Below are 26,187 nucleotides of genomic sequence, written 5' to 3' on the forward strand. Positions count from 1 at the left end.
TTCCGACGCTTCTGATAGCTGTTTTCTTTTTCCTTCTCTTGTAGCCATTTGTAGTAACCACTCCGGGATATTTCAAGAACGTTGCACATCTTCTCCAGTCGAAACACGGAGCGGTACTCTTCGACAAACTGGAACCTTAGTTCCTTTCTTTGCTGAAGATGTGCATGGCCTTTTTTAGAATGGCGATCTCTTCCTTGAGATCCTCAATCTCGGTTGCCTGCTCTTGGATTTGATGATCTTTCTGACGAATGGCTTCCCGATCTACAAGCGGTTCATTTTCAAACTTGCGATGTTTCCCCAACCACTGATGTAACGTTCCTGCTGGGATGTTTAACTCTTCTGCAATCTGCGGCACGCTCTTTGTCTGTTCTTGAATGTACTTTACTGTCTTTTCTTTAAACTCATCACTGAACCTCTGTCTCATCTCTCCCACNGTAGTTTTCGATTTTCGATAGTTGTAGAGAAATATAATAATAGAGAAGTATATTAAAAGGAAATCCTCCCGCTAATCTGACCTGAATATCGATAAAGATCAATATAACTGGAAAATGTGCATCTAAATTGGATGGCTTTTGGCACATTGAACAGTATGTTGGAATTTAACGGGAGGATTTCCATCTAAAGTATAGAAAATGCCGCTTAGTGGAATAAATAACGGGACATTTTCCTGCTAATCGGTAATCGGTGACCTCGTCCCTATATTTCTGCTGACAATGGGCAAGAAGTAGCTTGTACTGTGTGGGGTTTGATCGACCGCCGTGTTACGCCCCAACGCAAAACTCGGGATCCGCGCCCGTTGGGGAGCAAGGCCCGCTGAGGATTCGCGTGCGTTAGGAGCAAGGCCCGCTGAGGATCCGCGCGGGTTGGGGAGCAAGGCCCGCTCGGGATCCATGCGGGTTGGAAGCTAGGCCCCCGCTCAAGATCCGAGCCCGTTGGTGAGCAAGGCCCGTTCAGGATCTGCGCGGGTTGGGGAGCAAGGCCCGCCAGGGATCTGCGCAAGTTGGAGCGATAGGCCTCTCTCGGGATCGGGGGATGATTGATGGACTTGGTGGGATGACGCTGCCTGCTAACGGTCTAATCGTAAAGTTAGGATGCCTCTCAACGCGATTACGCTGGAATTTGTTGATGAATTAGAAGAAAAACAAACTGTTGAGACTAGGATTACTTTCTCAACAGCTTGTTTCTCAACAGTTTGGACCGTCAGGATGTGTGATACCTGACGGTTTTTTTTTTTTTTTTTTTTTTTTTTTTTTTTTTTTTTTTTTTTTTTTTTTTTTTTTTTTTTTTTTTTTTTTTTTTTTTTTTTTTTTTTTTTTTTTTTTTTTTTTTTTTTTTTTTTTTTTTTTTTTTTTTTTTTTTTTTTTTTTTTTTTTTTTTTTTTTTTTTTTTTTTTTTTTTTTTTTTTTTTTTTTTTTTTTTTTTTTTTTTTTTTTTTTTTTTTTTTTTTTTTTTTTTTTTTTTTTTTTTTTTTTTTTTTTTTTTTTTTTTTTTTTTTTTTTTTTTTTTTTTTTTTTTTTTTTTTTTTTTTTTTTTTTTTTTTTTTTTTTTTTTTTTTTTTTTTTTTTTTTTTTTTTTTTTTTTTTTTTTTTTTTTTTTTTTTTTTTTTTTTTTTTTTTTTTTTTTTTTTTTTTTTTTTTTTTTTTTTTTTTTTTTTTTTTTTTTTTTTTTTTTTTTTTTTTTTTTTTTTTTTTTTTTTTTTTTTTTTTTTTTTTTTTTTTTTTTTTTTTTTTTTTTTTTTTTTTTTTTTTTTTTTTTTTTTTTTTTTTTTTTTTTTTTTTTTTTTTTTTTTTTTTTTTTTTTTTTTTTTTTTTTTTTTTTTTTTTTTTTTTTTTTTTTTTTTTTTTTTTTTTTTTTTTTTTTTTTTTTTTTTTTTTTTTTTTTTTTTTTTTTTTTTTTTTTTTTTTTTTTTTTTTTTTTTTTTCAGCCGATTCATATCTTTACTGGAATGCAGGGAATACATAGCGCACGATGAAATACAAAAATCCAAAAAATATGATTATATAAGCGGCGTACTTAATGAAGGTGGAGGCTACCATGCCTTTATCGTACTTTTGCTCGACACTTTTTTTCTCAATTTCTACGTTTTTAAGCTGGTCCATCGTTATCACTCCTTATCATGATTTGTATAAAGGTTGATGCTCCCTCTTACCCTTGGTGTTGTGGGGTGAATCAGATTCGTTTCGGAGCACTGCGGGTAAATAGTAGCTAACAAAGCTTAAGCCAATTTTTTTAAAAGGGGGAAACAACATGGTTGTTCAAATTAGTGTAGCTGTTATTGCGGTGGCTTTTGTTGTCTTGGTAGCTTTTCTGATTGTTACTTTACGCTCGATGACGGCTTTACTGGCCCAAACCCATACCACGATGCAAAATTTGCAGGTTGAGGTGACAGGAATTGCTAAGGAAGCCTCCGATGTTCTACGCCATACGAATGCGGTGACGGAAGATGTTTTAAATAAGCTCCATTCGCTTGAACCAACTTTCGATTCGATGAAACAAGTAGGAGAGGCTGTCGAAGAAATAACATCAACCGTGAAGCAAGCTTCCGTATCGGTCGCAAGGACCATTAAGGACAAAGTGGATGGAGATGTACATAGTCCTGCTCTAAGTAAAATAGGAACGGCACTGAAGGCTATTCCTATCCTTGTTGATGTGTGGCAGCAATTCAAGCATCGGCAGGTTCAGGTGCATACAGGCGCTAAATAAGCTAAATAATCTGATGTAACGTTGTTTCATTTGAAGTTCAGCGGGGTAATGATAAGATAGATAAAGCATCCGTATGGTGATTTGAAGGAGGATTATAATCGTATGAATCGACAGCATCAATTTGAAATAGAACGACAAGTATCCCCTAACAGTCATTTTTTGTATTTAAAGGGAGAACTGGACTTGGCAAGGGCTGCCGAGCTGCGTGCTGCTGCAGATCCTTATATCGCCGAAACCAGCCGCAACCTGGTAATTAATTTGAAGGACTTACAGTATATCGACAGTACGGGAATTGGGGTTATCTTATCATTGCTCAAAGCAAGACATGTCTTGAATGCACCCATAACTATCGAGGAGATTCCGCCCAAAATTCAGAGGTTATTCGATATGACAGGTCTAACCAGGTTTATCCAGCAAGCATCGAACGAAGTAAATTAGAAAGGCCAAATAGACATGGAAAGAAGTGAAATGAACTTGGAAAATCGTACGGTCAGCATGACATTGCCTGCCGAAGCGGAGTTTATTGATGTGGTTCGTCTTACATTGTATGGATTATGCACAAAAGTGGGGTTTTCTTACGAGGAGATAGAAGATATAAAGGTGGCTGTGGCAGAGGCGTGCAACAATGTAGTTGTACATGCTTATGAGCCTGGTAAAGGCGGGATGATGGAGGTACATTTTGAGCTTATAGAGCATGGACTTCGCATTAAAGTGAAGGACCAGGGCCACAGCTTCAATTTCTCTGAGAAAGCGCCGTTAGCGCAGTCACTGCATGATAAATCGTTGGAAGAAGCTCAGGTGGGCGGGCTTGGCATCTACCTGATGCAAGCTTTAATGGATGACGTTGAAGTGAACAACGAAGGTGGGACAGAGGTTCTTCTAACCAAACGCTTAAGCAAAAGCGAGGAAATGGTATGAAGGTAAACTCGGAGATTCCGGCACCCAATATCCGCGAGCTGATCATGGAATATCAGCAAACGAGTTGTAACGAAATAGCTACGACTTTATTATTGCAGTTAGAGCCTTTGGTAAAAATGGCTGCAGGAAAAATGTCGCGCAATCGTCCGGACCTCTATGAAGATTTATACCAAGTGGGGCAAATGTCGATGCTGCGGCTGTTTAAGCAATTTGACGTTGAGCAGGGTGAGCAATTCGAGCCCTATATGATGAAAAGCGTCATTGGCCATATGAAAAATTACTTGCGCGATAAGTCCTGGTATGTACAGGTTCCCCGGCGTGTGAAGGAAAAAGGCGGGCGCATTCAAGAAGCTATAGACCGGCTGACAGTCCTGTTGGAGCGGTCTCCCAATGTAGAGGAGATTGCAGCGGATGTTGAGCTTACGGTTGAGGAAACTATTGAAATATTGGCAGGCAGGGAATATTATCATTATGTTTCGTTGGATACTCCGCTGTCTGCTGAAGAAAGCGGTGCGACCATCGGGGACTTGCTTAGCGAGGATGTCGATGAGTACCGGCAGCTGGAGAATCGATTGGACATGGAGCAGGCCATGAAGCTGTTGAAAAAAGAAGAGCAGCGAGTGCTTCAGCTTTCTTATGTCGAAGGCCAATCTCAACGTATGATTGCTCAAGTGTTGGGCGTATCACAGATGAGTGTATCACGGATTCAGAAGCGGGCTTTAGACAAGCTTAAGGAATATTTTGGAGAATACAGAGGTTTGAGCGATGTATAACTGCTTATAGATAACACGTCCATTGGGGCGTGTTATTTAAGTTGCCGGTCTTTTTTGGGGGAGAAGACGGGCTTTCATTAATTCCCTGGTTCATATGATTCAACTAATTTGGACTCGGGTAATGAGAGATATGTACCTTATTATCCCAAGAAAAGGCGGTGGGTGTTATGACAATCAGACATAGTATAACATGCGATAGCAGCGATGTATTGGTACGTGAGACAGGTCCTCAGTCGTATGAAGTCAGCATTCAGGCTCAGGTTAATCCATTGGGTAAGGGCAACGTCATTGAGACATTCATCAGGCTGGAGGAGGCTATAGTGGCCGCTGAGCATTTCTGCAAATTGTATTCAACGGCCAAGGAGCAGGGTTACCATTTGGAAGGTACCTACTTTGTAAAGGTGGACAAGCCCAAGCATCATGTAGGCCAACTGCTGCAGGAAAGAAAGTCTCCTGATGCTCTTGCTCTCATACTCTAAGGAAGTTTTGCAACGAAGCTTACGCAGTCTGTCTGAGGATGATCCTCGGACAGACTTTGTCATGTATGTAGGGGCTGGTACTACCCATATGCTAAAAACGGCGCCTTTCCTTGCTAAAGTCTCGTACATGAAAAGCGTCACTCGCTATGGATAGCAAGTGACGCTTAGGAGTAACTTGATTAAACAATGTTTAATGTAAGCTCAAGCCGTGCCGTTATGCCTTTTGAAAAGGACGATGCTGTTGGACATTGTCCAGTGCTTCATGAGCAGCATCCCCTGCACGATCAGTCGCTTTATCCAGCGTTTGTGCGGCTTGTTCCGTTATTTGATGAGCGGATTCAGACAAGGCGTCGGTGGCTTTGCGAGCAGCCGACATCGCTGCGTCTGTTCCCTCGTGTGCCTTGTCCAGTAATTGGGTACCTTGCTCAGCTGCTCGTTGGATCGTATCGGCTGTTTTAGTTCTAGCTTGATCCATCCAGTCCTGACCCATGGTCTGAAGGGTATGAAGCGAGTCCTTCAAATCCTCCCGCAGCTCACGCCCCGATTTGGGTGCTAGCAGAAGCGCGATAAGTGCCCCTGCGGCTCCTCCCACAATGGTTCCTATCAATAAACTATTGCTTTTTGTCTCTGCAGTTGCCATGTCTATCCACTCCTTTTACATAGTTTACTTCGAATTTACGAGGTTCTGCTGTTTAAGACTCTGGATAATAGCGTCAATAGGAGTACAAAGATTGCCGCTCCTATGATGGCCGGCACTACGGCGAAGCCGCCGATTACGGGGCCCCAAGAACCTAGAAGCAACGCGCCTAACCATGCACCGACAAAGCCGGCAACCATAGAGCCAATGATACCTCCTGGCATTCCGCCAGGTGCTATCGCGGAACCGATGGCTCCGATGACGATTGCCATGACGATGGTTATCAGCAAGCTGATCATCACCCTCACGCTCCCTTCCTATGGGTTACCTTGCATGAGCTATATTACCCTTGTTCATTTTCTATGAAACAAAGCCAGGTGGCGACTGATGAATTCCGGCAGGAGCTTTCTTGTACAACAGGGAGGACGATCTTTAATCGAGGGAAAGAGAAGATTTTTTTCTTGCATTTTGGACATGTTGCTGATACTATTATTTACGGCGATAACTTGTATGACATGTTATGAGTAAGGTGGTGAACTAAATGAGTTTAACAAGCATTGACAAACAAAATATCGTCGACGAAGTGTATGCTCAAATTAAAACTAATATTGTAAACGGTACCTGGAAGCCTGGTGACAAGATTCCTTCCGAGCATGACTTATGCCAAATGTTTAAGGTAAGCAGAGTCAGTGTAAGAAGCGCTATTCAGAAGATGAGAGCGATTGGGATCATCACTACCCGACATGGACAAGGATCCTTTGTTTCGCAATCGATTCAAGATCGGATTTTGAATGATTTGACCCCGATCATGAATATAACGGAAAAAGAATTTATGGATATGATGGAGTTTCGGGAAACGATTGAATTCAAATGTATTGACCTGGCTGTTCTTAGAGCGGACGAGGAGGATATTCGATCCATCGAGCAAGCTCTTGAAAAAATGGTGGCAGGCCGAAGCGATTATAAAAAATATACCGCTGCCGATATTGAATTTCACGTAGCTATTGCTAAAGCTTCCAAAAATGAAATTTTATATCAAGTAGTGAAAAACACTCATGCTTACTCTGAATTTCTAGAGGAGCTCAATCGCGTATTTGGCGTCAGTCAAGAAAGCGTGCAAGGACATATCGAGCAGTTCGAAGCTTTAAAGAGACGAGACAGTGAAGCCGTTAAAGCTTTGATCAAAACAGGTATGAATGAAAATATACAAAAGCTGAGGGAAAGAAACGATCCCTAAACAACGAGCTTTTTTCACACTAACTTGTATGACATCATACGTAATACAATGATTCGATTGCGATTGTAAGGTAACCACAGAATACTAAACTTTGGTTCCAAACACCTTAAATAGGCATCCGGTGAACCTTGCATTAACAATATAGAGCATGAAGTTATTACATACATGGAGGGGTAACGATGAATAAGAAGATGGCAAAATTGGGGTTGCTTTCTGCACTGGCATTGACTGTTGGTCTAACAGGTTGTGGAGCAAAACCGGAGGCTTCTACAGGAAAAACAGCAGCAGGAGCAGATAATCAGGCTGGAAAGCCCGTAACTATCAAAATTATCTCCGTATCTCAAACAGAAAAGCCGGACGGTCCTGCAGAGAAGGAAATGGCCGATGAATATATGCGCCTTCATCCTAACGTTAAGATTGAGTTTATCGGTGTACCTTTGAACGATTTGTTTAAAAAGCTGACAACTCTTGCAACTGCTGGAGATTTGCCGGATGCATTCACGAATACGCCTGAATTCATGAGAACAGCATATGGAATGAATATTACTGCGGATTTAACCAAGCTGTTGGGTGATCAATATTTAAAAGAGTTTTATCCGTACATTGTAGAAGAATCGAGCGTTGACGGCAAACTCCAATTTTTCCCATGGAATGCTACACCGCAAGCATTGGTCTATCGTGGGGATTGGTTCGAAGCTGAAGGGCTGAAAGCGCCAGAAACATGGGATGATTTTGTAACTGTTGCGAAGAAGCTGACCAAGGATACGAATGGTGACGGCAAGCCGGATCAATGGGGCTTCGGTATGGTAGGAACACGTAACTCTTCCGGCGGTTCACGCTTCATTCCGGTTCTGCGTTCATTTGGTGCTGACGAGTTAAGACAAGATGCAAGCGGCAAATGGGTAACAGATTTGGAGTCGCCTAAAGCGAAGGAAGCTTTCCAATTTTACGGCGATTTGTTCACGAAACATGGTGTTGTACCTCCAGGCGTGACAGAAACAGGCTTCCCGGAAGCGGCTACTCTGATGGCTAACGGTAAGGTGGGAATGTTGATCAGCGGTCCGAATGCTTTCGGTACTATACTGGCACAAAACCCGAGTCTTAAAGGCAAACTCTATAGCGCACCGATCCCTAAGAAGGAAAAGAATGTATCTACCTTTGGGTTGATTGGTTATTCCGTCTCTGAACAAAGCAAAAATAAAGAAGCGGTTGTCGACTACCTGAAATTCGTTGTCAATAAAGAAAACTCGTTAAAATGGAACGCTGTAAGCGGACGTTTGCCAACGAGAGTAGATGTAGGTGAAAGTCAGCAGTTGAATACGCCGGAGATGGTCGGCTTTTCCAAGTCCATAGCGAACGCATTCCATGTGCCGAATTTCTCTACTTATACGCAGTTCCAAGACATTGTAGCTGAAGCTTATCAGATGCTCTTGGCTAAAGGCGGAGATGTGGATGCGGCTACGAAAAAAGCGGCTGCCCGCGCCAACGATTTGATCCAAAAAGAGGGCAAGTAAGCTCTAATTGAATGATCGAGGGGGATTTCCTCCCCCTCTTTTTTTACGAAAACATGAACAAGTCGTATCACAAGATTATGCTTACGGTACAAGTTTTTGCTGATGCAAAAGCTCTTTAGGAGGAGGAAACGTGAAACAATCCATAGCCAGAACCGAGTGGGCGGGATATTGGTTTATACTGCCTGCGGCAATTACTTTAATTTTGCTGGTAACCTATCCGTTGATTTACGGAGCCTACATTAGTTTCTTCAATACGAATCTAGTGAACAAATGGGATTTTGTAGGGCTAAGCCATTATCTCGATATTTTTTCCAACTGGGATTTTGTCACCCGTATTTGGTTGACGCTTAAATATACATTCTTTACGGTAGCGGGCCATTTTGTGCTGGGGATGGGGCTTGCCCTGGTTTTAAATATGAATTTGCCTGGCCGTACTTTTTTTAGAGCGATTCTTATTCTTCCTTGGCTGCTTCCTGAAGTAGTGGTAGGGCTTTTATGGAAGTGGTTGTTTAATCCGATGTACGGACTGTTTAATCATTTTCTCATGAAAATGAACTTAATCAGTGAGCCGGTTTCCTGGCTTGGAGATAACACCTATGCCTTTATGGCTATCATAATCGTCTGCATATGGAAGGGCTACCCGATGGTTATGATGCTGCTGTTAGCCGGCCTTCAATCCATATCGCAGGATATGTACGAGGCGGCCAAGATAGACGGATGCAATCGGTTCAAGTCATTCCGTTATGTCACTCTTCCCAGCTTGATGCCGGTTCTGATGGTTACGTTGATTTTGGATACGGTGTGGTGGTTCAAGCATTTCACTATGATCTGGATTTTGACGCAAGGTGGACCGGGTGACGCAACGAACGTCGTCAGTATTGACATCTTCAAAAATGCTTTCGAGTTTTTTGATTTCGGTAAAGCTGCTGCCATGGCCGTCGTTGTATTTTTCGTATGCTTCTTGATCGGATTTGTGTATAGGAGGCTGTTTGACAATGGCAATGACTAAAGGGAAAGACAAAGTTTTCAATAGCGTCATGTATTTAATTATGGTTGTAGCCTCGCTTATCGTGCTGGTTCCGACCTTGTGGATGGTTTCCACAGCGTTTAAGCCCAATGACGAAGTGATGGTTACCCCGCCGCAATGGATTCCGGATGCTCCGACATGGGAATCGTTCATTCGTATTTGGAATGACTATCCTTTTGCCACTTATTTCGCTAACAGTGTATATATCGTGCTTGCTGCGACCATCATTTCCTTGGTGTTTTCTGCCATGGCGGGTTATGGGGCATCGAGGTTTCGTTTTCGTGGCAAAAGCGCCTTCTTAACCTTTCTGCTGGTAACGCAAATGTTCCCTTCGATTATGCTGCTTATTCCATTCTATAAAGTGTTGAAGACGCTGGGATTAATTGATACTCACATGGGCCTCATTCTCGTGTATATATCATTCACTATTCCGTTCTGCACCTGGATGATGATGGGCTTCTTTCAAGGCATTCCGAAGGAGCTGGATGAAGCGGCGACCATTGACGGATGCGGTAGAATTCGTACTTTCGTACAAATCATTTTACCTTTATCTTTGCCTGGGATAGCTGCCACAGCGATCTATTCTTTCCTGCAGGGCTGGAATGAATATATGTTCGCATTGATTCTGACTACATCGGAAGAAATGAAAACATTACCGGTCGGAATTGGACAATTGAACGGCTTCTATAAAATCGTTTGGAATGATATGATGGCAGCTTCGTTCGTGTCCAGCTTGCCGCTTGTTATTTTATTCTTATTTTTGCAAAAGTACTTTATTAGCAGTTTGACGGCAGGAGCCGTAAAGCAATAGACCAACTATAAACAGATAGAGAACAACAGGATAAGACAAGGGAGAGAACTGTATGATTACAATTAGAGATGTTAAAACCATTTTGACTGCTCCGGAAGGAATCAATCTGGTCGTAGTTAAAATTGAAACCTCGGAGCCGGGCCTTTTCGGTCTGGGCTGTGCAACTTTTACACAAAGATATTTGTCGGTTGCTAACGTAGTGGACAATTATTTAAAGCCGTTTTTGATAGGAAAAGATGTACAGCGGATCGAGGATATTTGGCAAACTGCGATGGTGAGCGGCTACTGGCGGAATGGACCTGAATTGAATAATGCGCTGTCCGGCGTTGACATGGCCCTGTGGGATATTAAAGGGAAGCTGGCTGAGATGCCGGTGTATCAGCTGCTGGGTGGAAAATGCCGCGAGGGAGCCGCTGTTTATAAGCATGCGGACGGCAGCAGCGTGGAAGAAGTGGAAGCCAATGCAAAAGCTTATATGGAGCAAGGCTACCGTTATATTCGCTGCCAGATGGGCTTATATGGAGGCCGTGGCGCTACTATAACGAAACCTGAGAATGCGCTTGACGGTGCTTATTATGATCCCAAAGCCTATATGAGAAGCATTGTTGGGCTATTTGAACATCTTCGCAGCAAGCTGGGTTGGGAAGTAGAATTCATTCATGACGTGCATGAGCGCTTGACTCCGATCGATGCGGTAAACTTTGCCAAGCAAATGGAAAAGTTTCAATTATTTTATTTGGAGGATGCGCTGCCTCCGGAACAAATTGAATGGTTTAAAAACATTCGCCAGCACAGTACAACTCCGCTCGCAATGGGAGAGCTGTTTAACAATCCGAATGAATGGGTTCCTTTGATTGCAAACCGCCTTATTGATTTCATTCGCATCCATGTCAGCCAGATCGGCGGTATTACGCCGGCCAAGAAGGTTATCTCCTTGGCAGAAACATTCGGTGTGCGCACAGCTTGGCACGGTCCTGGCGATGTGTCACCAGTAGGCCATGCGGCGAATGTCCACTTGGATGTTAGCAGCATTAATTTCGGCATACAGGAATGGAATGGCTTCAAGGACGAGGTGCATGAGGTGTTCTCAGGCATTCCTGAAGTGCGCAATGGCTACGTCTATCCGAATGAAAAGCCAGGTCTTGGTGTTGATATTGACGAGAAAATGGCAGCCAAGTTCCCATGCTCCAATGTACTTCCGGCATGGACATTGGCCAGACTGCCTGACGGAACTTCGTTCCGTCCATAAGACCCCGGCTTACCGCCGCTCAAATCCGACAATGGATTTGGGCGGTTTTTTGCGATATGGAGTGAGCGAAGAAGTCCCTCCTATACACTTTGGAGCAACCGAGCGGAGTCACTGCCCACTAACGCTTGTAGGACCAAGCATGTGCAAACGCATCAGCTGCGTAGCCATGTATTTAGGCGAGTAAGGCATATCATTTTCCAGCCAATACATAATGATGCCCAGATGCGCAGATGTTGAGTAACGGATAATGATATCTCTGGGTATCATGAGCTGACGATCATTAGGTTGAGCTAAAGTGGATCTATGATAAAGCGCATCCCGAATTACGTGCTCCATCCGAACCGCAAAGCCAGGCAAACCATTCGCACCCAGCATGACTTTGTAAAACCGGGAGTAGGCAGCAATATGCTCAAACTGACGAATAAACGAGTGAGGCGGCGTATGCGCATCCATACATAAATCATCCGCTTCAAAGGCGGGAGGCAATTGAATAGCAGCTAAAAACTCATGCAGCATTTCGGCGACAATTTTATCTAATAGATCATGCTTATCCTGATAGTGAAGGTAAAATGTAGCGCGATTGATTTCCGCACGCTCGGTAATGTCCCGAACTGTGGTATGGTCGAAACCTTTTTCATCCATTAATGAAATCATTGCATCTCTGATGACATTAAGGGTGCGCTTAATACGAGGGTCAAGCGTATCATTTCTTTTAGACATGAATGGCTCCTTTGTTTAACATGTTCCCCTTAAGCAGCATCCTGCAAGGTTATGCCGATTATACGACATTGATTTGGATATTGTTGGTTGCGTGCCTTACTGAATAACAATTATTATAATCAACACAACGCTGCAATTGCAACACAGTGTTGATTAAGTGAGAGGGAAGGAATGTGTAGAAATGTCCATGGAAAATCGAAAGACAGGATTAATTGCAACGGGTTTATTGATTGGAATGATTCTATCCTCTTTGGACCAGACCATCGTTTCAACAGCCATGCCGACTATTATTAAAAAGCTAGGAGGACTGTCCCTTTATAGTTGGGTATTTGCCATCTATATGCTGGCGTTGACAACAACCATGCCGATTTACGGTAAGCTGGCCGATTTATTTGGTCGGCGGAAAATATACTTGATCGGTTTGTTTATATTTCTTGCAGGTTCCGCTTTATGCGGCATGGCTGGAAATATGGTAGAACTGATTATTTTCAGAGGCGTGCAGGGCCTGGGGGCCGGAGCTTTAATGCCCGTTGCTTTTACGATTATCGGGGATATTCTTCCTCCTGAACGACGAGGCAAATTTATGGGGCTCTTCGGTGCCATATTCGCAATAGCCAGTATCATTGGGCCAACGCTTGGGGGAGCCATCGTCGAGTATTGGAATTGGAGCTGGATTTTTTATGTGAATATTCCTATTGGCATACCCGCTTTCTTCATAATAGCTATAGCACTTAAAGAAAGTAAGAGCAATGAGAAACGTTCTGTCGATTGGTTTGGTGCGATTACATTGAGCGGCGCAATCGTTTCTATTCTTCTTGCGCTGGTATTGGGTGGTAATCAGAAGGGAGATGCCATTCATTTTGCTTGGGGGTCCCCGCAAATCGTTGCATTGTTTGGCATAGGAGCATTACTCCTCGGTTTGTTTCTATGGATTGAAACGAAAGTGAAGGAGCCTATCATTCCCCTGCAGCTGTTCAAAATTCGTGCGATCGCCTTCGGCAGCATCGCCGGATTTTTTATGAGTGCGGGAATGTTCGGTGCGATCACGTACATTCCCCTCTATGTGCAGGGGGTAATTGGAGTAAGTCCATCCATCGCCGGCTACATTTTAACGCCTCTAATGGTATCCGCAGCCGTTACATCGACAGCCAGCGGACGATGGATGAACAAAGCATCGTTTCGCATGATTCTGGTCCCCAGCTTGAGTTTGATGGTAATCGGATTTATTTTGCTCAGTCAAATGACCGTGGACACAACAAAGCTCCAAATTGTCCTGTGCATGATCATTACCGGACTGGGTATAGGAGCCGTGTATCCTACGCTTGGCACAGCTGCACAGAGCGTGGTGGAGGGAAGAGATCGTGGTGTTTCCACCTCCTCATCCCAATTTTTCCGCTCCATGGGGGGAACGATTGGAGTCAGCATATTGGGCAGTTTGCTGGCACAGCAGATGACATCGGGCTTGATTCATCTCAGCACCAAACTGGCTGCCCTTCCAGCCGATCAACTGCAGCGCTTTAGTAATCCACAGCTGCTGCTGGATTCCGAGGCACGTGCTTCCATGCCCCAAGAAGTGTGGCTTGGGCTGCAGCAGGTGCTCAGTCATTCCCTGAAAACCTTGTTTCTAGCGGGGTTATTCTCTGTAGGAATCAGTCTCATCGCGTGTATCCTTATGGGAAATGCCAGATTGATTAAAACTTCTAAAGGGTAAGAGGTGCCCTTGTAGAAAAAGGGTTTGTACACGGTGGGGCTGTCTCAAAAGCCATATCGGACAGCTCACCACCACTTTACCCTGAATATAGGGCTGCAAAAGAACCCTCGATTCCACGTTTGGGATTGAAGGTTCTTTTGCACAATTGATGGGATTCATTCACTGGCATTTATCCTTTTGAAACAGCCCTTTCTTGGGCATTCTCAGCGAAATGCTAGAGATGAGTTTTTTCCAACGCGTTTTAATCTTGGGGAGCGAGGTTTGGGGTTCGGTTACGGCTTTGCATGGTCCTAGCACGCCTTGGTGTTACATCCGCTGGAATACCTATTGAGATTAACCGGCTTGCTGTCCAAGCAGACTTAAGAATCGTCGTGAGCTCCGCGTAATTAACAGGAAAATGTCATGTTAATTTATCCGAAAAATAGCGTTCATAGCCCTATAGCTGGAATTTCTCATGTTAATTCTAAGGATTTTGCTTGATATCATCAGAATCGCTTATATTAGCAGGAGTTTTTCCAGTTAGATTGATTTCAAACGATATCCAGGCTGGATTAACGGGAGGATTTCCATCTATTGCCGTTGTTTCTTACGGCAGCCTCCTAAAAATCCTTGTCTCCTGTGGAATGAAAGTCGCCAAAAAAGCACCAAAAAAGCACCAAAAAAGCACCAAAAAAGCACGCAAAAAGCATGATAAAAGCAGCCTTCGAACAGCGGTTCTCGCGCCATCAACTAAGCAACATACAAAAGGGTCTACCCCCTAGTAGCTAAAGCTACTAGGGGGTAGACCCTTCGTACGTTGGCGCTATGGAAGCAGCCTACGGCTTCTTGGTGCCGGCGCTAACGACGGGATTGCTTAGTCCGCCGACATATTGATCGTAGGCCTGATAGATTTTGGCTGCAATCGGAGAGGCGCCGTAGCGGCCGAAGCGGCCCTCGGGGACGACAACAGCTACAGCAAGCACCGGATTATCAACCGGGGCGAAGGAGACGAACACGGCGTTATCTACCCGTCCACCCGATACATCCTGCGTCGATGTACCTGTCTTGCGGGCAACAGGGAATGGGAGGGTATCGATCCCTTCCGCACCACTCTTCATTCCGCGAATGACGGTTTCCCAATATTCCTTTGGATAATTAACCTCATTTAACATTTGAGGCTCATACCCGCTGACCAGCTCTCCGTTCGATTTGGTAATTTTCTCAACGAACTGGGGCATCATCCGTTTGCCCCGGCTAGCAAGTGTGGCAGAGAACTGAGCAAGCTGCAGGGTCGTATATTTCTCGTTTTGCCCCCATGAAGCGTAAACCATAGCGGACTGCATACTGCTGGTCTTTGCATTTTTTATAAATTCATTAGAGCCTTCGTATTCATTAGGCAGCTTGCTGCCTGTTTTGACGCCAAGCCCGAATTCAGCCAAATGTTCTGCCCAAACATCGAGAACCTTCGATTTCTCCCCGCCATACTTGTTCCAGAGAGGAATGCCGACCATAGCGGACATGTACGTGTTGGATGAATTTTGTATCGCAGTCGTTGGATTGAGCAGCCCATATGCGTGGCCGTCGGAGTTGGAGATAGTAGCTCCATTGCCCCGGCCGAATGTAAACGATCCGTTGTCACTATACGTGCTGCCGGTTGAAATAACCCCTTCCATTAAACCAATCAGTATCGTCAGCGGCTTAATAGTCGATCCCATATAGACGATGGAGGAAGGATGCTTGGCTCTTTCCTTGTCCGTAGGGAAGTCAGGATAAGAGGTCGTAATCGTCCCATTGTTGACGAACGGAATAATCTGATTGTATTCTTCGCTGCTCATACCGCCGGTCCATTTGTTAGTATCGTAATCCGGCATACTGGCCATGGCGACTACTTTGCCTGTCTTGACCTCCATCGCCACGGCATAGCCTGAGCGGGCATTAGGCGCATAGCCGAACTCGCCGGCCAAGCTGCGGTTGCGAAGAAATGCCAGATGATCGACTATGGCTTGCTCTGTCGCCAGCTGCACATTTTTATCCAAAGTCAGGTAAAGGTTGTGGCCTTTCTCAGGCGGGGTGATGGTAGCAGGACCAATGATTTTTTGCGCAGCGTTCAGGGGATAGGATTTGATGCCCTTTTTACCCCGAAGCTCTTCTTGATACATCAGCTCTAGTCCATCGAAGCCGACATCCTCCACGTCCAAATATTCATCGGTTTTTCCTTTATAGAAATCGAGCCCTGAGACGGGATTCCGAGCCGCGCTGAACCGTTTCATATAGCCAACTAGCTGGCTTGCAATCGTCTGTGAATCATAATAGCGGATACTGTCCTCGAATACCTCGATCCCCTTCAGCAGATCTCTATGCTCCAGCAAATAAGCGATCTCTTCTCTGGAAAGATCAGCCTTAACTCTTCGCGGGACGGAATAATAGCTCGGCTCCTTAGTCTTCATTTTATCCATATCGAAGCCGACATCCATAAGCTTCAATATATCAGCTGCGGACAACTGCTTGGCTGTTGGCTTGCCGTAACGGGCAAAAATATCTTCAAGCGTTCTGGCCATTTGGATAATTTGATCTCGATTGGTCGTACCGCCCTCAACACGGTAATAGAGAGATTGCATAGCCCGCGATTGGGCAATAGGATATCCGGTGCGGTCGTAAATAGAGCCGCGGATCGGGGCGATGGGGCTGTCGCTGATAGAGCCCTTGGATGCTTCGAGACTCAGTCTGGGGCCTTCTACGAACTGCAGGATAGCCAGACGAACAATAAGTACCGTAAACATTAAAAAAGTAGCAAAAAAGAACACATTTAACCGGATTGAGAAATGTCTGCGTTTTCGGATTTCCTTTTTCTCCGATTGATCCTCTGTGAACTGAAAAAAACGGTTTCTCATTGTTTGCCACCCCAGCTATCCGGTTTTTAAAGACGACCATAGAACAAAAATCCAGAATAAAATACCCGTAAGAAGGCCGCAAAGAATGAACACCGTAATTCGGCGCCAATCCCTCCGCTTACGCGTAGAGCCATTTTTAAATTGAACGGCCATGATGAGTTCTCACTCCTTATGTAATAAATCCTTATGTAGATGATTTTAGGCTTATGTGAGCTCGTATATGTTTAGTTTACCATGGGAACGGCCTAAGTGGTGAAAGGTTTATGACGCAAATGATTATCGGAGTAAATAAATTTTGCAGACTTGAGATGGTTGACACTAAAGTGACGATTGAGCAGGATCGAAGGTTGCAGATTTTTCCTGCATCTCGCAAAAAAAGTGGGTATTTAGGGAACCTTTTCCTGTTGCTGTCGTCCAATTGATTAAGAGGTGAGTGAAGGGTGGCATTTGAATACTTGAAATCAATCTCCGAGGGGATGGACAAAAATGCTGTCTTGGAGGAGCTGATGCTCGCATACGGCGAGGATGTGTGGAACTACGCGTTTTTCCTAACCCGGCGCTCGGAATTGGCAGACGATATAACACAGGATGTATTTATAAAAGTATATGAACGGCTGTACTCCTTTCGGGGAGAGGCTTCTGTGAAAACCTGGCTGCTAACCATTACGCGCAATTTGGTTAGAGATCACTGGCGATCTGCCTGGTTTCGCAGAGTTATCCCGTTTGGTCAACCGGTACGCGAGGAAAGCACGCCTTCAGCGGAGACGGAGGTCATGAGCCAGCTAGTGAGCGAGGAGGTATGGCTGGTAGTTCTGGCACTGCCGCGCAAGCTGCGCGAGGTGCTGCTGCTGCATGCCCATCATCAGCTGTCGTATATCGAAATTGCGCGGCTGCTCTCGCTCTCTGAGGGTACGATCAAATCGAGGCTGCACCGGGCTAGAGTAAAGGTGTCCAAATTATTGAACAAGGAGGGGAGGACGCTATGAAGCGAATGGAACCTGAGCAATGGGAGAAACAGCTTGCCGGCAACCCGCTCCGACCGGGCGAAGGAGGCTTTTCTAAACAGTTAATGCGAAAAATTAAGGAGCGTGTTGAAGTGAGGGAACGTCCGAGAAATCGAACCTGGCTGCGGGTAGGTCCAGCATTGGCCTTTTGCATGCTGCTGCTTGTGTTTGGCCTTAGTGAAAAGGAGCAGTTGAGCGTATGGTTGGGTCAACTTTCAAAGCCTGTGACCCCAATAGCCTTGGAGCCTATTGATAAAGTGAAAGAAACGACGCTCAAAGTAGCTTATTTCCATGAGAATACATTTATGACGCGTTACGGCAAAGCTTATACCATCCGCTACCCGAATATTGAGGTTAAGGTTATTTCGGTAGGTGACAATGGGTGGAATGACCGGACCAACAAGGCAATGGTGCTCGAGATGATGGAAAAGGAAAAACCGGATGTACTGTATTTGCCAACGTTTTTGTATGGCGAGTTAGCCAAGGAAGGTCGGCTGTACCCGCTTGACGCGGTTATGAAGCAGGATAACTACGATCTTCAGAATCAAAATCCCGGCGTAACGGATATGCTGCGCAAGCTCGGAGATGGCAAGCTGTACGGATTAACCCCGGAGTACGATATGAACGCAATCTATTACAATAAGGATTTGTTCGACAAGTACGGGGTTCCTTATCCGGTGAACGGCATGAGCTGGGAGTCTCTGCTTCAACTGGCGGCGCGTTTTCCTACCGGCGGTACAGGCAGTGATCGTGTGTATGGGCTTATGCCTTATTATTATAGCGAGGCTTCGGGGCTGGCCGAGCTGATTGCCAAGACCAATGGCCTCAGCATGATTAACGCCAAGGGTGATCAAGCGACATTGAATACCGATGCCTGGAAAAAGGCGTGGAGCCTCGCAATCGATGGCTATGCAAAGGGATATATTTATCAGCCTCAGCCGAGACCTCAAGGAAACATGATGATGGATGAAGTGTATAAAAGAAATCCGTTTATATCTGGCACAGCTGCGATAGCTCTGGGTGGCTATTCATTAAGCAAAGATTTGGAAATGGCGAAAACACAGTATAAAATGCCATCCTTCAACTGGGATATAGTGAGTGAGCCTGTAAATCCGACTCGCCCGGATGAATCGGTTTCAATTACTCCTGGGCCCGTATATGCGGTAAATGCACAGTCCGATCAGCAGCGTGCAGCTTGGGAGATGGTTAAGCTGATCAATAGTGAGGAAATGGCCCGGAAGCTCAGTCGGACGCTAGGAGGAGGAGGCCTGTCGACACGGTTTCAGTCGATAAAACCGAATGATGGGCACAATTATGCACCGTTTTACAGTATGAAGCCGTCGGAGACAAATGCGGAGTCGTCTATCCATCCGCGGATTCTGGGTAAGTTCAAGGATGCTTACTATCCAGTGGCGGCTCAGCATGCCAAAGCTGTCATAGAAGGCCGTATGAAGCTGGATGAAATGCTCAAACAGCTGCAGGACGAGGCTCAGCAAGCTCTGTACAGTGCCTTGCTGAGCAGCAGCAACTGACTACTGACTCGAGGTCAGGCAGGCAAGAGGAGAGCCAGAGAGAAAAGAGCAAGGGAGATTTGGGCTATGGAGCATAGAGATAATGAAAGAGGGGGAAGGGGTCTCGCCCTCACAAGATGGAAATACGTCAGTGCAGCCGTTTTGACGGCAGTTGTAATGCTCAGCAGCGGCTGCGATCAGAAGCCCCAGCAGGCATCCTCGCCCAAAGGAGTGCTGAAGATAGCCTTCGGCAGCGAGGAGTCATTCCAGCATATGTACGCTGATTATTTTATAGCTAAATTCCCGGAGCTTGAGGTGCAGATTATACCTACTCAGGATATATATGGACAAGGGAAGGATCCGCTGAAGGAGTACATGAAGCTGGTTGATGAGCAGAGGCCTGACTTGCTGTTCACCAACAGCTTCGATTACGATAAGCTCGCTTCAACGGGAAGATTATACGATTTATCTCCATTAGTAGCGAAGGATCATTTTGACATCGAAAATTTACTTCCTGCTGCGGTCGATTATTTGAAGATCAAAGGTCAGGGCAAGCTTTACGGGTTGGCCCCGTCCTTTTCGAGCTCGGTCATGTTTTATAATAAGGATTTGTTCGACCGCTATCAAATTCCTTATCCTACGGATCGAATGACCTGGGAGGACATGTTCCGTTTGGCGGCGCGATTCCCTGCGGATGGCAGTAAAGCGGAGCGAATCTACGGGTTTCATATGGGCTATATGAAATCACCTCAAGATTTTGCCGACTATATCGGGCAAACCCAAGGGCTTAGCTTGGTGGATGCGGAAGGCAAGAAGCTGTTGATTAACACAGAGGCATGGAAACGCATTTATACAATGGTTATTGAGGGGTACAAAAGCGGAATGCTGCAATGGACCTATTCCCCTGAGGATAAAACTCGCTTTGACAAGGAAGATGTAGAAGCGGAGGACTTATTCAGTGCAGGACGCTCGGCCATGACGATTTCCAACATCGGGCAAATATCCGGCTTGAAGCAGCGGGGGGCCACCTTTGCATGGTCTATGACAAGTACACCTTCGGCAGATCCAAACCACAAGCGCAGTCCTAACTTTTACCTGTATCCCATATTCAGTATTAATGCGCAAGCGGAAAATGTAACGAATGCATGGGAAGTTGTCAAATTTTTTAATAGTGCGGAGGCTGCCAGGATTGAAGCCAAAACATCAGTCGAGCTGCCGGTTCGCAAGGCGTTCGCCAAGGAAATGGACGGGCATAGCCTGGAGCCTTTTTACCAAATATCATATGACGAAACCACTCAAGCCAGCTACAATGAAAGCATTCCGCGCAGTTTCGGCGAAGCTTACAGAAAGGTTTCCTTACAGCAAGTATCGGCTATGATGAAAGGCGAGGTCAGCGTCGATAAAGGCTTGCAGCAGCTGCAGGAGCAGGGCCAGCTGGCGTTGGATGAGGCTTGGGCGGTAGCTGCGGCAGGAAAGTGAACGAACCTGAGGAAAGGACCCGGAGAAACCATGCTGCGGCAGGGAGCTCCGGGTTGATGTTTGTTTTGGGTGACAAAAAGGGGCGTTGAAATGCGATTTACGACTAGATCGGGACACTTTGACAAAGACACTAAAAGATTCAGGCAGCTGACATAAGATGATTCCTGTATTGAACTAGGGCACTGAAAAAGGCTGCTTTCTTTCAAATATATTAAAAGCCAACCTCAAACCAGGGCGGTTCCCTCCCCCGATCATTACTCCGCATCAAATTCCTGCAAACCTGCAGTTATTTTTTTAGAGATGTATGAATTTCAGAGAAAAAACTGTAGAAAGTGCAGTAATTTTCATCGAATACGGTCAGATTCAGCTAAGCATGAAAAAAAAGATGCACATTTGCGGGAATTTAAGAATATCACGATAAACCGGCCAAAAGGATGTATAAATGCAGGTTTTGGGGGAGGCATGGCTTCGAATCGAATGGGTCGAGTTGCAAATTCAGATCATGTACCTATTCGTTTCGTTGATAAATGCATTCGGTCTGTTTCAGTATAGATTTCTTTTTAATAACGATGCACCCCCACGGCTGTTACACATAAAAAAGTACCCACCGGGTCTGTCCCAAAAGGGAGCCAGTGAATGAGTCGGCCCCAAACTATGTACAAAGACGCCTCCATAACCACTATGGAAGTTGGGATGGAAGCGTCTTTTTGTCGAGGATACTGTCAATTAGTTCGGTTGTCACAGTGGAACAAGTAGGGAAATTCCTATCAGAGAGAGGGTTCGAAAATCCGGAAATGACTTTTGGGTCAGCCTCTATAGGTACCAGTGCAACTAGATGGTTTCTTTTCTTGTTGTCTTTGGCAGGCGCGTCAAACGATTATCCCATTTAGAGGTCTTGGCTAGTACAAACAGCAATACCGATACCTCTGCTGCTGCACCAAGCGACTGGGCCAGCGCCCCGATCTTGCCGTTCCAATCCGGGAAAAAAGCAACGGATATAATGAGAGTCAACAATACCGTACAAACATTGGTTGCTTGCGAATACACGAAAACCTTGGTTTGATTTCGCAGCATTAGCATTCCGTTGCAGAAATCCAGCCAAGGGTACACAAGCGTAATAATCATAAATACACGCAAGGTCGACAGAACTTCCGGCATCAAGCGGTCATTCAATCCCATGACATGCTGCATAAACCAAGGGCCGACGGGGCTGTAGGCTAATATAGCCATACATATACTTGGAAATAATGAGAGCACAGCAACGAACCGTTTGACCGCGTCCTTGTCTTTTTGGTAAAAGTTGAGGACAATTTGATGGATGTAGGAGAAAAAGCTATGAACGAGCTCCGTCAAGCTGGCTGCAACCGCAAATGCGGCTACGGAAAGCTGGATTCCCGATGTTTTGCCAAGGTACACATTAATGGAAGGCTCTATAATTACAGCAATAAAAGCTGAGTAGAGCAGCGGTCTGTAAAATTTGAAAATATGCTTGGGATGCTCCACCGGATGGTTCGGGATTTTTTTCGGAATGACGTTTTTCAGAAGACTGCGCCCTTCGATGAAGCTGACAATAGACTCAATGATCATACCTGTCAAAAAAATAATAGCCCCCACGACACCGCTTGTAACACCTTCGGTTTGAATGAAATAAAGCGACAGCAAATACATCCCGGCCAGACGGAAAATCATACCGAACGTCAGCCATTTGGTCCGTAAATTCGAAATAATAATGCCGTGAAAGACGCAGCGGATGCCGGAAAAAATAGTTACTAGCATGGCTACCCTGTAAACTTGCTTCATGGAATCGGTCATCTCTGCACTGGCGCCGAACAAATGGGTGAACACGAATGTGCCCAAAGGGGAATAGCCGATCAGCAAATCCAGTAGAAAGATGGAACCAAGCACATATAAGGTGACGAGTACCATGGATTTGAATGATTGATGGTCCCTGACAAGAACCGAGCAGGTTTGCCTGAGCAAAAGAGCCGGTCTTTCGGTTATGTACATAATGCTCATTGGAAGTGCATAGCTCGCAATGACCAACTCGGGATTCGGGGCACGGGCCAACGTGCTGTTGATTATGACATGGGAAAGGGCCGTAAGGCTTGCCGAAAAACCAAGTGGAATAAAAAAGGAAAGCAGCTGTCTAAAAGGGATTCGGATTTGATCGTTGTCGGACATGTTCTAAAGATCCTTCCCGCTAACAATATAAGGTTACATTCATTGTAAGGTTAATCCTGAGGAAAAACCACCTCAATTGTAAAAATGTATGAAATGGTTTTTGCAAATGATTGGAATCATCTTCAGCTGCTCGATGACAGTTATCAACCACTTTTTCTCAGACGCTCGGAAACAAAGCTCTTGGTTCACACGTCTATATAAGCAACCATACTGTAGAGATTGGGGTGAACGTTATATGTTTAACACCGGACCGTCCATGGGCGGAGGCTTTGAAGTGATGTTTACTATTGTTCCAATATTAATTGTAATTGGGTTTGTGATCGTCATTGTCGGCATCATCACCAACGGCGCACGTTATTTCAAAAATGCGAAGGCGCCGCAACAATCTGTGTTTGCCAAGGTAGTCGCCAAGCGGATGGAGGTTCGCAACCATACAAGCCATCACAGCAATAGTAACGGTGGGATGCATCCTGTGAACTCATCCAGGACGTATTATTATATTACACTGGAGTTCGATAATGGAGAACGGAAGGAATACCTCGATGTGAAGAGCTTATTCGGTCTAGTTGTTGAAGGGGACGAGGGATATGCCGCTGTTCAGGGCGATTGGATCGTCGCATTTGAGCGGGAACGGGTGTAACTGACCGCCATGCAACACCACAACGTGAGCTCAGGACCTTTCCAACGCGCGCAAATCCGGGCGCGAGCTGCGGCATTGCATGGCAGTCGGTCGACCCCAAGCGGCGGCGGGCAATAATCAGGAGCAGCTGCTTAGGCTTGCTGTGGTCAACCGCCTTCATCCAACGCGGCACCGACGCGCTGGGTGTCGCGCAGTTTTGCTGCTCGTTTCGAAAGAAGGGTACAAGTGGAAAATGGGAGAGATTTATTTTGAAGTACATTGAAATTGGATTGGGAAATAAATGGTTTATAAGAACAGAAACGGAATTTGCAGATGGTACTGAAATAGAGGAAAAAGGCATTATACGCCCGGTAAAGCTGCATTCGATGTACTTCAGAATTTGGGTGCGTAAAAGCGTATTCATTCTGGATTTAAGAGAGGGGCTGAAAAGGCAAAGGAAAGGCCGTAATGCTTATAAATTAATATTTGGCATAACAAGCTACTAAACTATTCATACACAACGAATATCGGTCGATATAACCTATAACTACTAAGTCCGAAAGGCGTGTATACATAATGATCAGGTGTCCTAAATGCTCTAAACTTATTGAGCTGCAGCTCAAAGATTGTTCTTGTGGCGAGACCATCAAATACACTATCGCAGAGAGATTTGATATTCTTGCTGAATCTGTTGAAAATGCGCTCAAGAAAGAATTAGAGGCAAGGAAAAGAAGACATTAGTACAATGTTTTCTTTGTAAGCTCAACCATTTAAGCTCAACCAATTTGGAAGAGGAGAGTCGAGTAATGAATACGAATACCGCGATGGAAGAAATCAAAGAACAACTAGGTGAGCTTGATGCGCTGTTCGTATCCTTCTACGAATGGCTGGCAGGGCAATATGATCCTGCAACGGGCGGGTTCTATTACGCACGAAGCTCCTATGACATGGTCAATTTCATACCAGATATTGAATCGACCGCACAAGCTGTGAATATTATTGAGAGATCGGGGCTTCTGAACGAGCTGCCTGAGCGCGTACGACAAGGACTGATCGCTTTTTTTCAAAATAAGCAGGATGCGGATTCGGGGTACTTTTACGATGCCGATGATAATATGCGCAAGGATGAAGTGATGGTGGGGCGTGCGCTTGGTTACAGCACACGTTCCTTACAGAAGCTCGGCGGACAGCCGCTCTATACATTGCCTCATAAAAAGCAGGAGCCGCCTGCGTTCATTCAATCACCCGATGCCTACGTGGAATGGCTGAAAAGCGTCGATCTGCGCAACAGTTGGAGAGGCTGCGACCTCATGTGTGCGCCGAATCACCATGTAGCGTCGCTTAATGAACAAGATCGGCGCAGTTACGTGGAAGCGGCTGCCGCTTATTTCGCATCCATGCAGGACCCGGAAACGGGGCTGTGGGGCGGGGGCAATCTGTATATCCGCATCTCAGGGACCTTTAAACTTAATATGTTCTATAAGCGTTTCGGGGTGCCGGTACCTCATCTTGACCGCATCTTTCGTACGATTCAGCTGTGCTTGAGGACAGAGGAGGCGATTGATATGTGCTGGATTCGCAATCCCCTCGATTTGCTGGAGGCATTCCGTGAGGAGTTGAAGGTGCCTGCGGACGAATATGCCGAAATTATGCGCATCTCCGTCGCCAACATGAAGAAGCTTCTTCGTTCCGATGGCGGCTTCTCGCGGGAGCTGAAGCATTCTCCGCCTGCTCCCAATGTGGCTCAGGTCAAGGAAGGCGAGTTTTACCCGTACATGCCGGCAGCGGTGCCGATTGGTCTCGGCCGAGTAGAGGGCGATATGAATGCGGGGACGCAGGCGTTATGGATTCGCCAGATCGGCTATGAGCTCGGCGGCTTCGATCACGAGCCTCTGGAGTATGCTCATAAATTCCGTAGTGCAATAGAGGCACGGTTGGTCTAATCGAATAAAGCACAGTGGATCCGGTTCTCGGATCATGTTTTCAGCGGAGGAACAGATGAAATTTTATGTTGCATCGAGCTTCAAGAATATAGACTCGGTTAAGTATGTTAGTGAGAAACTTATAAGTAAAGGGTTTATCCACACCTACGATTGGACACAACTTGGAAAAGCATCAACAATCGAGCAGTTAAGAGAAATAGGCATGAAGGAGAAAAATGCTGTAATTGAAGCTGACTTTATTGTAGTTCTGCTGCCGGCAGGAAAAGGGAGCCATATCGAATTAGGTATTGCACTGGGGCAAGGCAAACCAATCTATCTGCATTCTCCAAATGAGGAAGTAACTACTTTGGAAACAACCAGCACGTTTTATCATTTGCCTGAAGTTGAGCCCTGCTTTGGAACCATAGAGGAGTTAGTTGATCTTATAGCGTCAAGAGGTCAAATTGAAGCAAACTAAGCTGGTGGTGGTGGCATTAAACCTCAACGTGTTGCGCCAGTGAGGCAGTACAAAAGCCGATCCCTTTTAGGCAGGCATCACTAGCTGGAAAACATCCCGCTAATTCTGTTTTCAGGATTATAATGAAGCATTTTGCTGGAAAAAGTACCTCTATTTAGTCCGAAATACTGCCCACATGAGCAAAAGTGTTAAATTAGCGCCGGGAATTCCAGTTACTTCGACCCGACGCGAAGAAATGGGCAGATTAGCGGGAGCTTTTCCAGTTAGATGTTGAGAGGACCATAAACAAAAACCAGTCTAACACATTGTTTCCGTGTTTTGACTGGTTTTTGTTGTTTTTAATG

The 26,187-nt window shown here is 45.2% G+C and carries 28 protein-coding genes; 19 read left to right on the plus strand and 9 right to left on the minus strand.

From position 1 onward, the window contains the following. Positions 1-136: 136 nt before the first annotated feature. The 3 genes from ACFQ0C_RS03415 to ACFQ0C_RS03425 all read right to left on the minus strand — a co-directional run bounded on the left by ACFQ0C_RS03415 (position 137) and on the right by ACFQ0C_RS03425 (position 2,099). Entirely contained in the window at positions 137-424 is a 288-nt protein-coding gene (locus tag ACFQ0C_RS03415; protein WP_258218459.1) for a transposase, read from the minus strand. A 642-nt stretch (positions 425-1,066) separates the two neighbouring features. After that, positions 1,067-1,933, minus strand: coding sequence for a hypothetical protein (locus tag ACFQ0C_RS03420; RefSeq protein ID WP_379363994.1), 867 nt, complete (start codon positions 1,931-1,933; stop codon positions 1,067-1,069). A 4-nt stretch (positions 1,934-1,937) separates the two neighbouring features. After that, positions 1,938-2,099 carry a hypothetical protein gene (locus ACFQ0C_RS03425; RefSeq protein ID WP_258218385.1) on the minus strand — a complete coding sequence of 54 codons (162 nt, stop codon included), beginning with the start codon at positions 2,097-2,099 and terminating at the stop codon, positions 1,938-1,940. Between the two features lie 148 nt (positions 2,100-2,247). Here ACFQ0C_RS03425 and ACFQ0C_RS03430 point away from each other — a divergent pair, with 148 nt between their 5' ends. From ACFQ0C_RS03430 to ACFQ0C_RS03450, 5 genes are all read left to right on the plus strand, one after another. Next, a complete protein-coding gene (locus tag ACFQ0C_RS03430) occupies positions 2,248-2,703 on the plus strand; it encodes a DUF948 domain-containing protein (RefSeq protein WP_379363996.1) in 456 nt (151 codons plus the stop codon). Positions 2,704-2,805: 102 nt separating this feature from the next. Further along, positions 2,806-3,141 carry an STAS domain-containing protein gene (locus ACFQ0C_RS03435; RefSeq protein ID WP_379363998.1) on the plus strand — a complete coding sequence of 112 codons (336 nt, stop codon included), beginning with the start codon at positions 2,806-2,808 and terminating at the stop codon, positions 3,139-3,141. A 30-nt stretch (positions 3,142-3,171) separates the two neighbouring features. Beyond that, complete coding sequence (gene rsbW / locus ACFQ0C_RS03440; RefSeq protein WP_258218388.1) at positions 3,172-3,621, plus strand: anti-sigma B factor RsbW; 450 nt, start codon at positions 3,172-3,174, stop codon at positions 3,619-3,621. Continuing rightward, entirely contained in the window at positions 3,618-4,394 is a 777-nt protein-coding gene (locus ACFQ0C_RS03445) for a sigma-70 family RNA polymerase sigma factor (RefSeq protein ID WP_258218389.1), read from the plus strand. Before rsbW ends, ACFQ0C_RS03445 begins: the two co-directional genes overlap by 4 nt. Before the next feature lie 167 nt (positions 4,395-4,561). After that, positions 4,562-4,873 carry a hypothetical protein gene (locus ACFQ0C_RS03450; RefSeq protein ID WP_379364001.1) on the plus strand — a complete coding sequence of 104 codons (312 nt, stop codon included), beginning with the start codon at positions 4,562-4,564 and terminating at the stop codon, positions 4,871-4,873. 214 nt (positions 4,874-5,087) lie between these two features. On the opposite strand, the gene ACFQ0C_RS03455 is transcribed toward ACFQ0C_RS03450, so the two are convergent. Together ACFQ0C_RS03455 and ACFQ0C_RS03460 are read right to left on the minus strand one after the other, a co-directional pair. Next, positions 5,088-5,513, minus strand: coding sequence for a YtxH domain-containing protein (locus ACFQ0C_RS03455; RefSeq protein ID WP_379364003.1), 426 nt, complete (start codon positions 5,511-5,513; stop codon positions 5,088-5,090). 35 nt (positions 5,514-5,548) lie between these two features. Continuing rightward, the gene (locus ACFQ0C_RS03460; RefSeq protein ID WP_258218392.1) at positions 5,549-5,809 is read right to left on the minus strand and encodes a GlsB/YeaQ/YmgE family stress response membrane protein; all 261 of its coding nucleotides are present in this window, start codon (positions 5,807-5,809) and stop codon (positions 5,549-5,551) included. 242 nt (positions 5,810-6,051) lie between these two features. Between ACFQ0C_RS03460 and ACFQ0C_RS03465 the strand changes: the two genes are divergently transcribed. The 5 genes from ACFQ0C_RS03465 to ACFQ0C_RS03485 all read left to right on the plus strand — a co-directional run bounded on the left by ACFQ0C_RS03465 (position 6,052) and on the right by ACFQ0C_RS03485 (position 11,348). Continuing rightward, the gene (locus tag ACFQ0C_RS03465) at positions 6,052-6,747 is read left to right on the plus strand and encodes a FadR/GntR family transcriptional regulator (protein ID WP_258218393.1); all 696 of its coding nucleotides are present in this window, start codon (positions 6,052-6,054) and stop codon (positions 6,745-6,747) included. A 179-nt stretch (positions 6,748-6,926) separates the two neighbouring features. Continuing rightward, a complete protein-coding gene (locus ACFQ0C_RS03470; RefSeq protein ID WP_171653163.1) occupies positions 6,927-8,261 on the plus strand; it encodes an ABC transporter substrate-binding protein in 1,335 nt (444 codons plus the stop codon). Between the two features lie 130 nt (positions 8,262-8,391). Further along, on the plus strand, positions 8,392-9,270 hold the full coding sequence (locus ACFQ0C_RS03475) for a carbohydrate ABC transporter permease (protein ID WP_258218394.1): 879 nt from the start codon (positions 8,392-8,394) through the stop codon (positions 9,268-9,270). Next, positions 9,257-10,099, plus strand: a complete 843-nt coding sequence (locus ACFQ0C_RS03480) for a carbohydrate ABC transporter permease (protein WP_379364007.1) — start codon at positions 9,257-9,259, stop codon at positions 10,097-10,099. Before ACFQ0C_RS03475 ends, ACFQ0C_RS03480 begins: the two co-directional genes overlap by 14 nt. 52 nt (positions 10,100-10,151) lie before the next feature. After that, a complete protein-coding gene (locus ACFQ0C_RS03485; protein ID WP_258218396.1) occupies positions 10,152-11,348 on the plus strand; it encodes an enolase C-terminal domain-like protein in 1,197 nt (398 codons plus the stop codon). Positions 11,349-11,456: 108 nt separating this feature from the next. Here the strand turns inward: ACFQ0C_RS03485 and ACFQ0C_RS03490 are convergent, their stop codons facing one another. After that, positions 11,457-12,068, minus strand: a complete 612-nt coding sequence (locus ACFQ0C_RS03490; RefSeq protein WP_379364010.1) for a TetR/AcrR family transcriptional regulator — start codon at positions 12,066-12,068, stop codon at positions 11,457-11,459. 181 nt (positions 12,069-12,249) lie between these two features. On the opposite strand from ACFQ0C_RS03490, the gene ACFQ0C_RS03495 reads away from it, so the two are divergent. Together ACFQ0C_RS03495 and ACFQ0C_RS03500 are read left to right on the plus strand one after the other, a co-directional pair. Next, positions 12,250-13,779, plus strand: coding sequence for an MDR family MFS transporter (locus tag ACFQ0C_RS03495; protein WP_379364012.1), 1,530 nt, complete (start codon positions 12,250-12,252; stop codon positions 13,777-13,779). Positions 13,780-14,303: 524 nt separating this feature from the next. Continuing rightward, a complete protein-coding gene (locus ACFQ0C_RS03500; RefSeq protein ID WP_379364014.1) occupies positions 14,304-14,540 on the plus strand; it encodes a hypothetical protein in 237 nt (78 codons plus the stop codon). A 54-nt stretch (positions 14,541-14,594) separates the two neighbouring features. On the opposite strand, the gene ACFQ0C_RS03505 is transcribed toward ACFQ0C_RS03500, so the two are convergent. After that, positions 14,595-16,649 carry a peptidoglycan D,D-transpeptidase FtsI family protein gene (locus ACFQ0C_RS03505; protein ID WP_379364016.1) on the minus strand — a complete coding sequence of 685 codons (2,055 nt, stop codon included), beginning with the start codon at positions 16,647-16,649 and terminating at the stop codon, positions 14,595-14,597. Positions 16,650-16,664: 15 nt separating this feature from the next. Further along, positions 16,665-16,802: a hypothetical protein gene (locus ACFQ0C_RS03510; protein ID WP_258218087.1), complete on the minus strand. Its 138-nt coding sequence runs from the start codon at positions 16,800-16,802 to the stop codon at positions 16,665-16,667. Positions 16,803-17,089: 287 nt separating this feature from the next. Here ACFQ0C_RS03510 and ACFQ0C_RS03515 point away from each other — a divergent pair, with 287 nt between their 5' ends. From ACFQ0C_RS03515 to ACFQ0C_RS03525, 3 genes are all read left to right on the plus strand, one after another. Next, positions 17,090-17,635, plus strand: coding sequence for an RNA polymerase sigma factor (locus ACFQ0C_RS03515; RefSeq protein WP_379364018.1), 546 nt, complete (start codon positions 17,090-17,092; stop codon positions 17,633-17,635). Beyond that, the gene (locus tag ACFQ0C_RS03520; RefSeq protein WP_379364020.1) at positions 17,632-19,185 is read left to right on the plus strand and encodes an ABC transporter substrate-binding protein; all 1,554 of its coding nucleotides are present in this window, start codon (positions 17,632-17,634) and stop codon (positions 19,183-19,185) included. Before ACFQ0C_RS03515 ends, ACFQ0C_RS03520 begins: the two co-directional genes overlap by 4 nt. Positions 19,186-19,251: 66 nt before the next feature. Continuing rightward, positions 19,252-20,643, plus strand: coding sequence for an ABC transporter substrate-binding protein (locus ACFQ0C_RS03525; RefSeq protein ID WP_379364022.1), 1,392 nt, complete (start codon positions 19,252-19,254; stop codon positions 20,641-20,643). 831 nt (positions 20,644-21,474) lie between these two features. Here the strand turns inward: ACFQ0C_RS03525 and ACFQ0C_RS03530 are convergent. Further along, entirely contained in the window at positions 21,475-22,824 is a 1,350-nt protein-coding gene (locus ACFQ0C_RS03530; protein WP_379364024.1) for a multi antimicrobial extrusion protein MatE, read from the minus strand. A 235-nt stretch (positions 22,825-23,059) separates the two neighbouring features. Here ACFQ0C_RS03530 and ACFQ0C_RS03535 point away from each other — a divergent pair, with 235 nt between their 5' ends. The 4 genes from ACFQ0C_RS03535 to ACFQ0C_RS03550 all read left to right on the plus strand — a co-directional run bounded on the left by ACFQ0C_RS03535 (position 23,060) and on the right by ACFQ0C_RS03550 (position 25,843). Beyond that, positions 23,060-23,464: a DUF2500 domain-containing protein gene (locus ACFQ0C_RS03535; protein ID WP_379364026.1), complete on the plus strand. Its 405-nt coding sequence runs from the start codon at positions 23,060-23,062 to the stop codon at positions 23,462-23,464. Between the two features lie 248 nt (positions 23,465-23,712). Further along, positions 23,713-23,949 (plus strand): DUF3977 family protein, encoded by a 237-nt coding sequence (locus ACFQ0C_RS03540; protein ID WP_379364206.1) that lies wholly within the window; start codon positions 23,713-23,715, stop codon positions 23,947-23,949. A 300-nt stretch (positions 23,950-24,249) separates the two neighbouring features. Next, complete coding sequence (locus ACFQ0C_RS03545) at positions 24,250-25,386, plus strand: hypothetical protein (protein ID WP_379364028.1); 1,137 nt, start codon at positions 24,250-24,252, stop codon at positions 25,384-25,386. Positions 25,387-25,441: 55 nt separating this feature from the next. Continuing rightward, on the plus strand, positions 25,442-25,843 hold the full coding sequence (locus ACFQ0C_RS03550) for a group-specific protein (protein ID WP_379364030.1): 402 nt from the start codon (positions 25,442-25,444) through the stop codon (positions 25,841-25,843). Positions 25,844-26,187 lie beyond the last annotated feature (344 nt).

The sequence above is a fragment of the Paenibacillus sp. GCM10027630 genome, from assembly GCF_042676305.1.
In the GTDB taxonomy this organism is placed as follows: domain Bacteria; phylum Bacillota; class Bacilli; order Paenibacillales; family NBRC-103111; genus Paenibacillus_S.